We start from the raw sequence: 13,346 nt of genomic DNA, 5'->3' as shown, positions 1-13,346 counted from the left end.
TGCGCGTCAGCCACTATTTGAATTTTATTGTCATCAGCAACTCCCCGGGAGGCGTTTGTTCAGGAATGCCCAGCAGGTTGAAAGCTACGGGGTCGTTACATATCCCCTTCTCCCAGAGCCGTTTCGCTATGGGCGAACTGACGGCTGCAACCACCGATTCAAAAACAAAGTAATTTCGAATCTCAGGACTTACCTCCATCACCGCCTTCAAACCCTCTGCCAGGACGATGTGCGTATTTTTGAACGAGTAATCCTTGTACCCGGGGTAACCACACTCATGAGCCACGAAAAGCCAATCGTGAATGATATAAGCGGGGGCGTACCCCCAAGGGGAATAACCATTGACGCCCCATAAAAATCGAGGAATTGACCCCCCATCGGTATACATGGGGCCAGGGCGAATTACTTCACCATTAGAACGTGTAAATCGAAACGGATCATCCTTGCTTGGAACAAACAGAAAATAGTCATTCTTGATCCAGCGCACATCCAAGGCGCCTTCAAACCTTCCCTCATCGGTTTCGCGATACGATATCGGAGCGCAGGCTTGCAACGTGAGAACAAGAAACAAAAGAATTAGAACGCGCATATCAAGTCCTCCTTGAAAGACGAAAAATTTGCCATTAACGATGGCAAACATCGCACTTCCACGTTACCTCGCCTCTTCAGTATTCTTCTGGACCACCTGCTGCCCCCGACTTTTCTCCAGCTATTCCATCAACATCAAATTATCTGGCACTAACGACGGGACTAACAACAACCTACCAATATCAACCAACTCTAAAACGTGATTTTGATCGTGTCGTGAGTTGCTTTCGGGAGCTGAGAAAAAGCTTCACTTGCGAGCAAGGGATTCTCCAGGTCGGAACCGAGGACCTCCAGAAACCTCGATCAAATCAAAGTCCGCCCCAGCACTCTCCATGCCTCTATCTCCCTTGATTCGCTTCCCGGCTCGGGCGGTAGATCGATTTGCATGCCTTGGTAATCCGCCGTTTTGTGATTCGGAGGGAGGCTACCTGACGTTAGCCAATGGCCATCACTCTGTCCAATTCCCGCCCCCTCTGCTTTGGCGCTGCGCAGACGAATACTTAGGCGCTACTGTGTTGTGGGGCGTAAAAGCAGGAGTAATCCATTTCATGGCCAAAAGGAGGATCCGTGGTCGTCATGTCAGCCCTGCCACCCTCCTCCCAGCGCTTTGTACAAATCGATAGTTGCCGCTCGTTCGGCCAACTGATCACTGATCAACGCTTGTTGTGCAGCGAACAGCGTCCGTTGCGCGTCCAAAAGAGTCAAAGAGCTATCGATACCTGTCAGGTAGCGACTTTCCGCCAGCCGATAGTATTTGGCACTCGCGCTGACCAGCCCTTGTTGCGCCTCGATCTGCTGTCCAAAGGTCTGCGTTGCAGCCAGTCCATCACTGACTTCCCTGAAGGCTGACTGGATCGCCTTTTCATAACGCGCCACTTGTATGTCTTTCTCGACTTGAGTGACGTCCAGGCTGGCTTGCAAGCGGCCCGCATTGAAGATTGGCAGACTGATCCGGGGGAAAAAGCTCCAGACACCCGAACCTCCATTGAAGAGCCCTGACAGCTCTTCGCTCGAAGTGCCAGCATCCGCCGTCAGGCTGATTCGGGGAAAGAACGCAGCCCGGGCTGCGCCGATATCCGCATTGGCAGCCTTGAGCAATAACTCTGCTTCCACTATGTCGGGCCGACGGTTGAGCAGATCCGACGGCAACCCCACTGGCACCTCAGGTAAAGATTGTCGCTCCCAATCACCGCTCGACAGATCGATGGGGAGTTCACCTCCAATCAACAACACCAACTGGTTTCGGTCTTCGGCAACCTGCCGACGATACCGGGCCATCGAGCCGCGCGCGCCTTGCACCAGGGTTTGTGCCTGGCTCAACGCCAAATCTGAAACGGTACCTACTTCAGCGCTGCGACGTGTCAGCTGGTAGCTGTTTTCATAGGTGTCGAGGGTATCGCTGGTCAGTCGCTCCAGCGCTTGATCGGCCTGCAGAGTGAGCCAGGCATTTGCAACGCTTGCCACCAGCCCGATACGGGCTGAACGCTGTGCTTGTTCACTGGCCAGGTAACGCTGCAATGCTGCTTGATCGAGGCTGCGTACACGGCCGAACAAATCCACCTCATAACTCACGTTCAGCCCGACAGAGTACTGACTCTCGATCGTCGCTTTATCACCGGATGCCAGATCTGCCGGAACTCGCTGACGACTACCACTGCCCGCCGTCGAGACGTCCGGCAACAGATCCGCGCGACGAATGCGATAGCGCGCCTGATAGGCCTCGACGTTCAACGTGGCAATCCTGATATCCCGATTGTTGGCCAGTGCGGTCTCGATCAATCGATGCAAGGCCGGATCGGAAAAGAACTCGCGCCAATCGAGCGCTGCGGCACTCTCATCACGTGACACTGGCGCCAAGGGGTAAGTCGCCGCCACCGGTGCCTGAGGTTGCTGGTACTCCGGGATCAGAGAGCAACCACTGAACAACAACGAACTCAGGACCAGAAAACTGAATGGTTTGATCATGACATGACCTCTTCGTGAGCGACTGCGGCCAGAGCGACGGACGATCGACGTGCGAACAGTGACGACACCGACACATAAAAGAGTGGAACCCAGAAGATGGCCAGGACGGTGGCGGTCAACATGCCGCCGATCACGCCGGTGCCAATGGCATGCTGACTGCCAGAGCCTGCACCGGTGGAGATAGCCAACGGCACAACCCCGAGGATGAACGCAAGCGAGGTCATGACAATGGGACGCAAACGAAGCCGCGCCGCCTCAATCGCCGCTTCGGCATAGCCCATGCCCTGCTCATGCAGTTCCTTGGCGAACTCCACGATCAGGATGGCGTTCTTCGCCGCCAGCCCGACTGTCGTCAGCAGGCCTACCTGAAAGAACACGTCGTTGGACAGGCCGCGCAAGGTGGTGGCAAGCAATGCCCCCACAACACCCAGCGGTACCACCAGCATCACGGCCAAGGGAATGGACCAGCTTTCGTAAAGGGCCGCGAGACAGAGGAACACTACAAGCAGCGAAAGCGCATACATGACAGGCGCTTGAGACCCGGAAAGCTTTTCTTCATACGACAAGCCCGTCCACGCCAGCGCGACACCAGGCGGCAACTGAGCAGCGATGGCCTGTGCTTCAGCCATGGCATCACCCGTGCTGTAACCCGGTGCCGGACCACCCAGTATTTCCTCTGCCGGCACACCGTTGTAGCGCGCCAGTTTGGGAGAACCGAAGACCCACTCGCCGGAGGCAAAAGCGGAGAACGGCACCATCTTCCCGGCGGCGTTACGTACGTACCATTTGTCCAGATCTTCAGGGGACATGCGCGCGCTGGCCTGGCCCTGTACAAACACTTTTTTGACTCGGCCACGGTCAATGAAATCATTGACGTAGTTGCCGCCGAAGGCCACAGAGAGCGTGGTGTTGATGTCTGTTTGTGAAACGCCCTGCGCCCTCGCCCGCCGGTCATCGATCTTCAACCGATACTGGGGCTCATCGCTCAGGCCGTTGAGTCGAACCGCTGTCAGCACTTTGCTTTCGGAGGCCAGACGCAGGAACTGATTGCGCGCCTGCCCCAGGACTTCGTGACCGACGCCGGCCTGATCCTGCAGGAATAAATCAAACCCCGAAGCGTTGCCCAGCTCACGCACTGCTGGAGGCACCACGGCGAATACCATTGCATCGCGCATGCCTCTGTATTTCGCTTGAGCGCGCTTGGCCAACGCGAGCGCCGCATCTTCAGGACCGCGCTTTTCCCACGGTTTGAGCAGAACAAACGCCATGCCCGAGCTTTGCCCACGCCCCGCGAAGTTGAATCCATTCACGGTAAACACGGCGTCGACAGCGTTAGCCTCCCCCCCCTGCTCAGGAGTGGCGAGCAAATACTGACGCACACTGTCGAGCACCTTTTGCGTGCGCTCAGCACTGGACCCGGCGGGGGTCTGCACTTGGGTAAAGATCACGCCTTGATCTTCATCGGGCAGAAACGCAGTGGGGATGCGGCTGAACAGCAAGACCATGCCAACGACGATCAACAGGTAAGCCAGGAATGCCGGCGCCTTGTGCCGCAACATTCCGGCGACACCACGCTCGTAGCGTTGCACGCCGCGATCAAACCCACGATTGAATGCACGGAAGAAGCCGAGACGTGCGAGCCCATGCGTGGGGTCATGGGGCTTGAGCATCGTGGCGCACAAGGCAGGCGTGAACACCAGCGCGGTGAGCACCGACAGGGCCATCGCCGACACGATGGTGAGGGAAAACTGACGGTAGATGACGCCGGTTGACCCGTCGAAAAATGCCATCGGCAACAGCACCGCCGACAACACCATGGCGATGCCCACGAGCGCGCCCTGGATTTGTTTCATCGAGCGAATCGTGGCTTCTTTCGCCGACAACCGCTCCTCACGCATGACACGCTCGACGTTCTCGACCACGACGATGGCATCATCCACCAATAGGCCGATGGCCAACACCATGCCGAACATCGACAAGGTGTTGATGGTGAAACCGGCGACCGCGAGGACACCGAACGTACCCAGGAGGACGACAGGAACGGTCAGCGTCGTGATGATGGTCGCGCGCAGGTTCTGCAGAAACAGCAGCATCACGAGGAACACCAACACGATCGCCTCACCCAGGGTATGGAACACACCATGGATCGAGTCGCGCACCACTGGCGTGGTGTCGTAGGGGTAGACCACTTTCATACCGCGAGGGAAAAACGGTTGCAGTTGGTTGAGGGTGTCGTGGATCGCCTTGGTGGTGTCCAGCGCGTTAGCCCCGGGAGCAAGCTTGATGGCGATGCCGGACGCCGGCATACCGTTGAACTGGGCGTTGACGCTGTAGGTTTCACCGCCCAATGCGACATCGGCCACATCGGCCAGACGCACTTCGGAGCCGTCAGGATTGACCTTGAGCTGGATGTCCTTGAATTCTTCTGCTGACTGCAAGCGGGTTTTGCCAATGATGGTGGCGCTGAGCTGTTGGCCCGGCAGTGCAGGCAGGCCGCCAATCTGGCCGGAAGACACTTGCACGTTTTGGGCTTGAATCGCACTTTTCACATCGACGGGCGTCAGGCCGAAACTGACCAGCTTCGAAGGATCAAGCCAGATCCGCATGGAGTATTGCGCGCCGAACACCTGGAAGTCACCGACGCCGGAAGTGCGCGACAGCGGATCCTGCATGTTGGATACCACGTAGTTGGCCAGGTCCTCGCGGGACATGCTGCCGTCTTCGGAAACGACGCCAATCACAATCAGGAAGTTCTTGACCGCTTTTGTCACCCGGATCCCCTGCTGCTGCACTTCCTGCGGAAGCAAGGGCGTGGCCAGGTTGAGTTTGTTTTGCACCTGAACCTGAGCGATGTCGGGGTTCGTCCCTTGGTTGAACGTAACCGTGATCGCCATGGTGCCATCGGAGTTGCTTTCCGAACTGACGTAGCGAAGGTTATCGATGCCGTTAAGCTGTTGCTCGATGACCTGGACCACGGTGTCCTGCACGGTCTGGGCCGATGCCCCTGGGTAGGTCACCTGAATCGAAATCGCTGGCGGAGCGATGTCAGGGTATTGGTTGACGGGCAGCTTGAGGATCGCCAGCCCGCCCGCCAGCATGACGATCAATGCGAGTACCCAGGCAAAAATTGGCCGATCGATAAAGAACCTGGACATGTTCAGTTCCCCCCAGCCACGGCACCGGCCAACACCGGTGCCACGTTTTGCGCGGCAGTCACGGAGACCTTCATGCCTGGCTTGACGAACTGCAGCCCTTCAGTGATCAAGCGATCCCCCGCTTCGAGGCCACGCTCCACCAGCCATTGGTTGCCCACAGTACGATTGGCCGTCAGGGGACGTTGCTCAACGGTTCCATCAGCGCTGACCACCAGTGCGCTGGGATTACCCTTCAGGTCGCGGGTCACCCCTTGCTGCGGAGCAAGGATGGCGGCTTGTCGGACGCCGCTCTGAAGTTTTGCACGCACAAACATGCCAGGGAGTAGCAGGTGCTCCGGGTTGGGAAACACGGCGCGCAGGGTCACCGAACCGGTGGAGGGGTCGACTGACACCTCAGAAAATTTCAAGCGCCCTGGCAGTCCGTAGGCACTGCCATTTTCCAGCGCGAGGCTCACCACGGCGGCGTCCGCCCCCGCCGTCTCCAGGCGCCCTTGCTTGAGATCATCACGCAGTTTGAGCAGGTTTGCAGATGACTCCGTGATATCGACATAGATGGGGTCGAGTTGCTGAATCGATGCCATGGCCGCTGCCTGGCCGTTGTTCACCAGCGCACCTTCGGTCACGCTGGAGCGGCCGATGCGGCCAGCAATCGGTGCAAGCACACGGGTGTAACGCAGGTTGATCTCGGCACGTTTGAGGTCAGCCTCCGCCGTCAGTTGTCGCGCCTGTGCATCCTCGAACTCTTGACGGCTCACCGCCTTTTCTCCGATCAGCTGTCGATAACGGTCTGCGAGGGAACGGGCCTGTTGAAACGATGCGCGGGCGCGGGCGACGTCTGCTTCGTACGGTGATGGATCAATGCGGTACAGCGGCTGTCCGGGTTTCACCTCACTGCCCTCGTCAAACAGACGCTGCTCGATGATACCGTCCACTTGCGGCCGCACTTCTGCAACGCGGAACGGCGCGGTACGTCCCGGTAGCTCGCTTTGCACTGTGTACGTTTGTGATTGAAGCGTCACGACACCAACCTGTGGCGGTGTGACAGCTTGTACCGGGGCCTCTTGCTTGCAGCCAGCGAGCACGACCGCCAGCGCCAGAGCCGAGAGGATCAAGGGAACCGTCTGCAGGGGTTTCATGGGACATTCCTCATACTTTCGCCAGGCGATAGCGGGCCGTAGCCGGCCGAATCGGGGCGAGTTCCAATTGAAAAAATTTGTCAGTGCCGCGGAGTGGCGCGTTGACGACCGGGGTCAGTTGATGGGCATCACTTTACGAACCCGGGCACGCCGGGAGAATCGCTGCCCACTGCAAGGCTTCGTTGCGCATTCGGCAACGCTGCTGTTGCGCGAGCGCGCAATCAAGGCAGCACGCTGTGCGCCGCGATGGCATCGGCCGGCATTTCGATTCGACCAAAAGCGACGCGCAACGCCGTCTGGTCAAATGCACAGGACGTGCTTAGGGGGCGAGTATTTCCTTGAGAAACTCTATGAACACATTGATGCGGCTGGAACCACGATGATTGGGCAGATACAACGCATTGATGCAGGTGCTTGCACTGCCAGGGTTGACCTCATACTGCTCCAGCACGCGCGTGAGCCGACCTGCGCTGACGTCGTCACGCACCAGCCAATCGGCCAACAGCGTCACCCCGCCACCGGCCAACGCCGCCTCGCGCAGAATGTCGGCGTTGTTGCTTTGCAACCGTCCCTGCACATTCAAGCGGATAACTTCTTCGTCGCCCTGAAAGGTCCAATTGTGGTGACCCGTGCGGTAATCAAAACGCAGACACTGATGCTCCAACAGGTCACGCGGGTGCCGGGGTAGCCCGGTACGCGTCAGGTATTCGGGACTTGCCACCACCCAACGCTGGAAATCACCGATTCGCTTGCTGACGATGTCATCACTGACAACCGATGAACCAAGACGCACGGACACGTCGATTTGCTCGCTGAGCAGGTCACTGACCTCGTCGCTCAGCGAAAGGCTGATCTCCAGGCCAGGATGGCGCTCAAGCAACCGCCCCAGATGGGGAGCGATGATACGTCGGCCGAATTCCACCGGGACGCTGGCCCGTAATCGCCCCTGGGCTTCACTGCCGCGGTCGGTAACGACGGCATCGGCCTCGTCGATGGCCTCGAGGATCGCCACGGCTTTATCGAAATAGTTCTGGCCCGCCACCGTGACGCTGGTGTTGCGCGTAGTGCGGTTAAGCAGGCTGGCGCCTAACTCGCTTTCCAGTCCGGCTACCTGTCGCGTCACTGACGAAGTGGAGATGCCGAGCTTGCGCGCCGCTGCCGAATAACCACCGCAGCGAACCGTTTCGACAAACATTTTGAGCGCCAGCAACTTATCCATAAACGGATTCCGAGATCGAAAAGTAAAGGTAACGACTGTGCATGACCAGGCGGTGGGCGTCTTGCATGGCTGTGCTCAATCGGTAGCGGGTTTGGGGTTGCGTGGCTTCTGACTACCTGCGCGGGCGCTCTTGCGGCGATTCCGCCAATCAACCGCGTCTATCGGATCAGACGTGGAGTCAGTCATTGCCACTCCTTTTTATCGAGCGATCAGTAAGCTCGCGACTATAGCAGAACGTTCATCACCGCCAACGCTCCCCCCATGATTCCGATTGAGAACGAAGGCCAATTGAAGCCCCTTGCATTATTTCAATTTATCGATTGATAATCAAAATTCAAAAGTAATCGACTGATCAATAAAGGCGTCTCGGCGTTCATCGCCCAACAAAAACAATAAAAAGGAGATTGACCATGCAATGTCCCTGCTGTCTCTCGAAGACCCGTCGCCAACTGCTAGGCATCATGGCAGCCACTGCGGGCGGCCTGCTGGTCACCCGTTTGGTACCCGCCTCGGCGGGATCGATCAAGAGGGGTGCCGACATCCCGGTGAGATCGGTGGACATCCACGCGCATTACTACCCTGAAGAGTTCTTGCACCTCTTGGGCGGTGAGGGCAAAGCTTTCGGTGGAAGCTATACCCGCCAGGAAAATTCATTCAGCTTCGCTACCCCGGCCGGCGGATTAGGGCCTTTGCCCCTGAAATTTATCGATGTGCAAGCGCGCTTACTCGACATGGATCGCGCAGGCGTCGATGTTCAGGCGCTGTCCTTGAGCGTGCCGATGGTGTACTGGGCAGATCGTCAACTCAATGCTCGCCTGGCACGTGCCTGGAACGATGCCGCGTCAACTGTTCATCGCCAACACCCGCTGCGTTTTGTGGTGCTGGCGACGTTGCCGATGCTGGATGTGCACGACGCCATTATCGAGCTGGAACGCACAGCCGAACTGCCCGGGGTGCGGGGCGTTTATATGGGCACCAATATCAACGGTCTGGACTTGGACGATCCACGCTTTGCACCAGTCTTTGCCCGCATTGAACAGCTGGGACTGCCAGTGTTCCTGCACCCGCAACAAACGGTTGGCGGCAGCCGCTTGAGTAACTATTACCTGAGCAACCTGCTGGGCAACCCGTTCGATACCGCTATCGCGGCTTCACACCTGATTCTCGGTGGAGTACTGGATCGCTACCCACAGCTGCATGTGTCATTGCCCCACGCCGGTGGAGCATTGCCAATACTCGTCGGGCGTCTCGACGCAGGCTGGAATTCACGTCCCGAGACCCGGCGTCTGGCTCAAAAGCCGAGCAGCTATTTGACGCGATTCAGCTACGACACCGTTTCACACTCCGGGCCGGTTCTGGACTATTTGATCGCCAATGTCGGTATCGACCATCTGGTACTGGGCAGCGACTACTGCTTCGACATGGGATACGAACAACCGGTGCGTTTTGTAGAAAGCGTAGGTCTGGGCCCCCGCGAGAAGGCTGCAGTGCTCGGTGGAAACGCGGCCAGAATCCTCGGACTCCGCGGATAACTTTAGCGAAACACTCAATTTCCCTTTGGCCGGTCTGACCGGCCTTTTTTTGCTCCGATTCAAGCCTTCATGACGAAGTGGACAAGTGAGCAATACCTGGCGATTTGTCGATCATGCAACTTATCAGTCACTTGTTGACAGGCACGTTGGCGACACATCAATTGTGGTAATTACCGGTATTTGAATTGGGTATTTTTATAAACTAACGCACGACATCACAATTAACTCCAGAAGCACACAAAGAGTTCCTTCTTAAACAACCTCTGGAAATCACCCTCATGAAATACGCAATGCTCGCCTCACTCATGATGTTTAGCGTTTACGCTTCTGCCCAAAGCGCTTCCAACGTCAAGGTCGCCACTCCTGAACCTGAGCACTACAACTACTCCGAACACATGGATATCGCCAAAGTCATCAACATCACTACCGCCGAGGACACAAATAACGCTTGCGGCCCGGTGGATGCGCACATGGTGTATGTGGATCACAAGGGCGCAACGCACGACCTGCAATACAAGATATTCGGTAGCGCTTGCCTGAATGGTTAATGCCTTAAAACATGCAGATGCCAAAAAGAGGAGAAAGCTTCGAGCTGAAGCTTTCTCCTCTTTTTATATTCCAGACTGGAAATACGGCAACAACAACTCGCCTGTAAACGAACTTTTTCCAGTTAAAGCGGCTGAATCAGGATCAGTTGATGCCCATGATCCGGTCACCCATGCTCACCCCCCAATCCGCCATACGCTTGCCTTCTGCAAGTTGCAGTTGCTGCCAGACCAGCAAGCCTTTATCGATGTCGCCAATGTCGTCGATCGCTTGAGCCAGGGACAGTGCATTGCGGGCGGCCTTGGCCGTGCTGCCGGCCGTATGAGGACGCGGCACAAAAGCGGCATCGCCAGTCAGCAACACGCGACCAAACACCATTTGGGGGACTTTCAGATCAAGGATCGCTTGAACGAAAATATCCTTTGTCTGGCGAATCAGTTCACGAAAAGCCGGGTTGGCATGCTGCTCACCCATGTCCCGCAGGTAAGCATCCTGCTGAGCGGCCAAGGCTCCCGGTGGAATGGAGTGGCTACGCCGATGACCATTGTTATCAGTAAGCACAGCATCTAATGCTGCGCCTTGGGCAGCTTTCAAATACCAGAGCCAGTTGAACCGTCGCTCGCCAGGATTAACCGAGCCATTCAAGCCCGGCACCATGTATTCCAACATCAACGATTCAGGGTCTTGTTGAAAGACAAAGTCTTCGTAAAGCTGCGCTTTGGCGAACTCTGGAAGTCCGTCTTCATCAACCAGACCACGCCAGACTACATACCCCGAATAGGTATATTGCGCCCCAGGCAACACCAGACTTCGCACGGTTGAACCCGCACCATCGGCACCAATCAGCAGGTCTCCCTCAGCACTGCTGCCATCTGCAAAATTCGCAGTCACTCGTTGCTCATTTTGAGTCAGATCAACCAGCGTCTTTCCACGGTGATAGTGCTCGGCAGGAAAGGCAGAGAACAAAGAGTTGTAGAGCGTGTTCCAGGACGTCTGAGTTTGCGGCATCGGCTCTTTATGCACGACGGTGCCAGCTCGATTCAAATACAGACGATCATGGGAGCGGACTCCAAGTGCATTGGCCGGTTTGATTCCGGCATAGCGAAAATGCTGAAGGACATCTGCTTGCAGAACAATGCCTCCACCACGGCTATCCATCGCCGCGGGGGATCGCTCGAAAATGTCGACGTGCCAGCCAATCGCACGCAACGCCGTGGCGGCGAACAGCCCTCCCAGGGAACCACCAATGACCAAGGCCTTCGGAACGTCTGAACTCTTCATTACCTCTCTCCTCGTAGCAGGGTGATTCCCACAGCCTCTGGATTTGACGTTGCGTTATGCCAACACCGGATAGTCGATGTACCCCTTGGCGTCGCCGCCAAAAAAGCTGTTGCCGTCCGCCGGGTTGAGTTCGGTACGGCCACGCAAACGCGCTGGCAAGTCGGGGTTGGCAATGAACGGGCGACCAAAAGCGATGAGGTCGGCACGCCCCTGCGCGATGGCCTGCTCGGCCGTTTCGCCGGTGTAACCACCCGCCAGCATCAGAACGCCATGGAAGTCAGTACGCAGCTGCTTGATGATGGCGTCCCAGCGGGGATCGTTACTTTCGTCGAGCACCGTGCCGACCATCATCGGTTCTACCAGGTGCAGGTAAGCGAGATTCCAGTGATTGAGCCGGGATGCAATGTAGCCAAAGGTCTGTTCCGGGGTGTCATCGCCCATGCCCATGAAACGCCCCATCGGTGTCAGGCGCACAGCAACACGTTCGGCGCCTATTTCTTCGGTCACGGCTTGCACGACTTCGAGCAATAGCCGCGCGCGGTTTTCGATACTTCCACCGTAGCGATCGCTACGCTGATTGCTGGCGCTGTTGATAAATTGGTCAAGCAGATAACCATTGCCTGCGTGAATCTCCACACCGTCCATACCGGCAAGAAGTGCATTGCGAGCGGCCTTGCGGAAGTCGGCAACGATCGCTTCAATGCCTGGAATGTCCAGTTCCTGAGGAACCGGTACATCACCCCAGACCCCCTCGCCCTTTTCATTCAGGATGAACGTCTTGCCGGGGACCGGCTGCGCGGTCGGTGCCACCGGCAGGCCGCCGTCAGGTTGAAATACCGGGTGCGACACCCGCCCCACATGCCAGAGCTGCAGGAAGATGCGCCCGCCTTCTGCGTGCACGGCTTCGCTGACAGCTTTCCAGCCCTGAATCTGCTCGTCGCTATGGATGCCGGGCGTCCAGGCGTAACCCTGCCCCTGCTGCGAAATCTGCGTAGCCTCGGTGATGATCAACGCGGCACTGGCACGCTGACGGTAGTACTCGACGTTCATTGAGGTCGGTACGTTGCCAGGCTGGCCCGCACGGGAGCGAGTCAAAGGGGCCATGGCGACGCGATGATCAAGGGTGAGCAGGCCGAGTTTGATCGGGCTGAACAAGTGATGAGTCATGATGATTTCCTGAATGAATAGGGATTGAAAAAACGGCTTAAGCCGCTTGGCTTCGTCTTAGTATCTGGATCATTACTTCGATGGGCTGAGCACCACTGATGACGTCGTCTGCGATCTGAATACTCGGTACCGAGCGCACACCGGAGGCCTTGGTTATGGCCTCCAGCTTCAGGACTTCAGCGGTGCCTTCCTCGGTGCTGAGAAAGTCGACAACAGCCCCCCGGTCCAGCCCCGTTTCGGCAGCGATGTCGGCCAGCACATTGAGGTCGCCGATATCCCGCCCCTCGCTGAAGTACGCCTTGAAAATGGCCTTGATCAGGAGGGAAGCGTCTCTACCCGCCAGTTGCTCTCGCCATACCAGCCGATGCCCTGCCAAGGTGTTGGGGGTTTTTTCGACTCGTTGGTAATCGAACTCCAGACCGACAGCCTTGCCGGCGTGGGTCACCTGTGCGTCCATGGCCTGGCTACGCGCCCAGCTGCCGAACTTGCCAGAGCGGTAGGCTTTACGATCCATGCCCTGAACAGGCATGTCCGGGTTCAACTGATAAGGCAGGAACGTAATGTGGCCGTCAGCTGAATAATCCGAAGCGGCAAGCGCGCGTTCGAGATTTTCCTCACCGATCCAGCACCATGGGCAGATGAAGTCGTAAGTCACCTGAATCTTGGATGAGTGCAAACTCATGGCAGTCTCCGTGGTTGAATGTTTTCACACCCCCACGGTAGGCGCCCGGTCCCCGCCAGAGAATCCACCTTCTGC

At 57.2% G+C, this 13,346-nt stretch carries 10 protein-coding genes; 2 read left to right on the top strand and 8 right to left on the bottom strand.

Going from position 1 to position 13,346, the window contains the following annotated elements; translation table 11 throughout:
* Positions 1-13: 13 nt before the first annotated feature.
* The 5 genes from KGB25_RS09695 to KGB25_RS09675 form a co-directional block, all read right to left on the bottom strand.
* A complete protein-coding gene (locus KGB25_RS09695) occupies positions 14-640 on the bottom strand; it encodes a DUF1353 domain-containing protein (protein WP_223434858.1) in 627 nt (208 codons plus the stop codon).
* Positions 641-1,167: 527 nt separating this feature from the next.
* Positions 1,168-2,553 (bottom strand): efflux transporter outer membrane subunit, encoded by a 1,386-nt coding sequence (locus KGB25_RS09690; protein WP_223434857.1) that lies wholly within the window; start codon positions 2,551-2,553, stop codon positions 1,168-1,170.
* Complete coding sequence (locus KGB25_RS09685) at positions 2,550-5,708, bottom strand: efflux RND transporter permease subunit (RefSeq protein WP_223434856.1); 3,159 nt, start codon at positions 5,706-5,708, stop codon at positions 2,550-2,552. Before KGB25_RS09685 ends, KGB25_RS09690 begins: the two co-directional genes overlap by 4 nt.
* 2 nt (positions 5,709-5,710) lie before the next feature.
* Complete coding sequence (locus KGB25_RS09680; RefSeq protein WP_223434855.1) at positions 5,711-6,844, bottom strand: efflux RND transporter periplasmic adaptor subunit; 1,134 nt, start codon at positions 6,842-6,844, stop codon at positions 5,711-5,713.
* Between the two features lie 319 nt (positions 6,845-7,163).
* Complete coding sequence (locus KGB25_RS09675; RefSeq protein WP_008037473.1) at positions 7,164-8,063, bottom strand: LysR family transcriptional regulator; 900 nt, start codon at positions 8,061-8,063, stop codon at positions 7,164-7,166.
* A gap of 410 nt (positions 8,064-8,473) precedes the next feature.
* Between KGB25_RS09675 and KGB25_RS09670 the strand changes: the two genes are divergently transcribed.
* Positions 8,474-9,595, top strand: a complete 1,122-nt coding sequence (locus KGB25_RS09670; RefSeq protein WP_223434854.1) for an amidohydrolase family protein — start codon at positions 8,474-8,476, stop codon at positions 9,593-9,595.
* A 290-nt stretch (positions 9,596-9,885) separates the two neighbouring features.
* A complete protein-coding gene (locus KGB25_RS09665; protein WP_223434853.1) occupies positions 9,886-10,143 on the top strand; it encodes a DUF2790 domain-containing protein in 258 nt (85 codons plus the stop codon).
* 142 nt (positions 10,144-10,285) lie between these two features.
* On the opposite strand, the gene KGB25_RS09660 is transcribed toward KGB25_RS09665, so the two are convergent.
* The 3 genes from KGB25_RS09660 to KGB25_RS09650 are packed head-to-tail and all read right to left on the bottom strand — an operon-like array spanning position 10,286 to position 13,271.
* On the bottom strand, positions 10,286-11,422 hold the full coding sequence (locus tag KGB25_RS09660) for an FAD binding domain-containing protein (protein WP_223434852.1): 1,137 nt from the start codon (positions 11,420-11,422) through the stop codon (positions 10,286-10,288).
* Between the two features lie 54 nt (positions 11,423-11,476).
* On the bottom strand, positions 11,477-12,589 hold the full coding sequence (locus KGB25_RS09655; protein WP_207286470.1) for an alkene reductase: 1,113 nt from the start codon (positions 12,587-12,589) through the stop codon (positions 11,477-11,479).
* Between the two features lie 37 nt (positions 12,590-12,626).
* Complete coding sequence (locus KGB25_RS09650) at positions 12,627-13,271, bottom strand: DsbA family oxidoreductase (protein WP_008037502.1); 645 nt, start codon at positions 13,269-13,271, stop codon at positions 12,627-12,629.
* Positions 13,272-13,346 lie beyond the last annotated feature (75 nt).

This window comes from Pseudomonas sp. BF-RE-21, from assembly GCF_019947305.1.
GTDB classification, from domain to species: domain Bacteria; phylum Pseudomonadota; class Gammaproteobacteria; order Pseudomonadales; family Pseudomonadaceae; genus Aquipseudomonas; species Aquipseudomonas migulae.
Note: the sequence above shows the minus strand (reverse complement) of the source record. Positions and strands in the feature narration are given on the sequence as shown.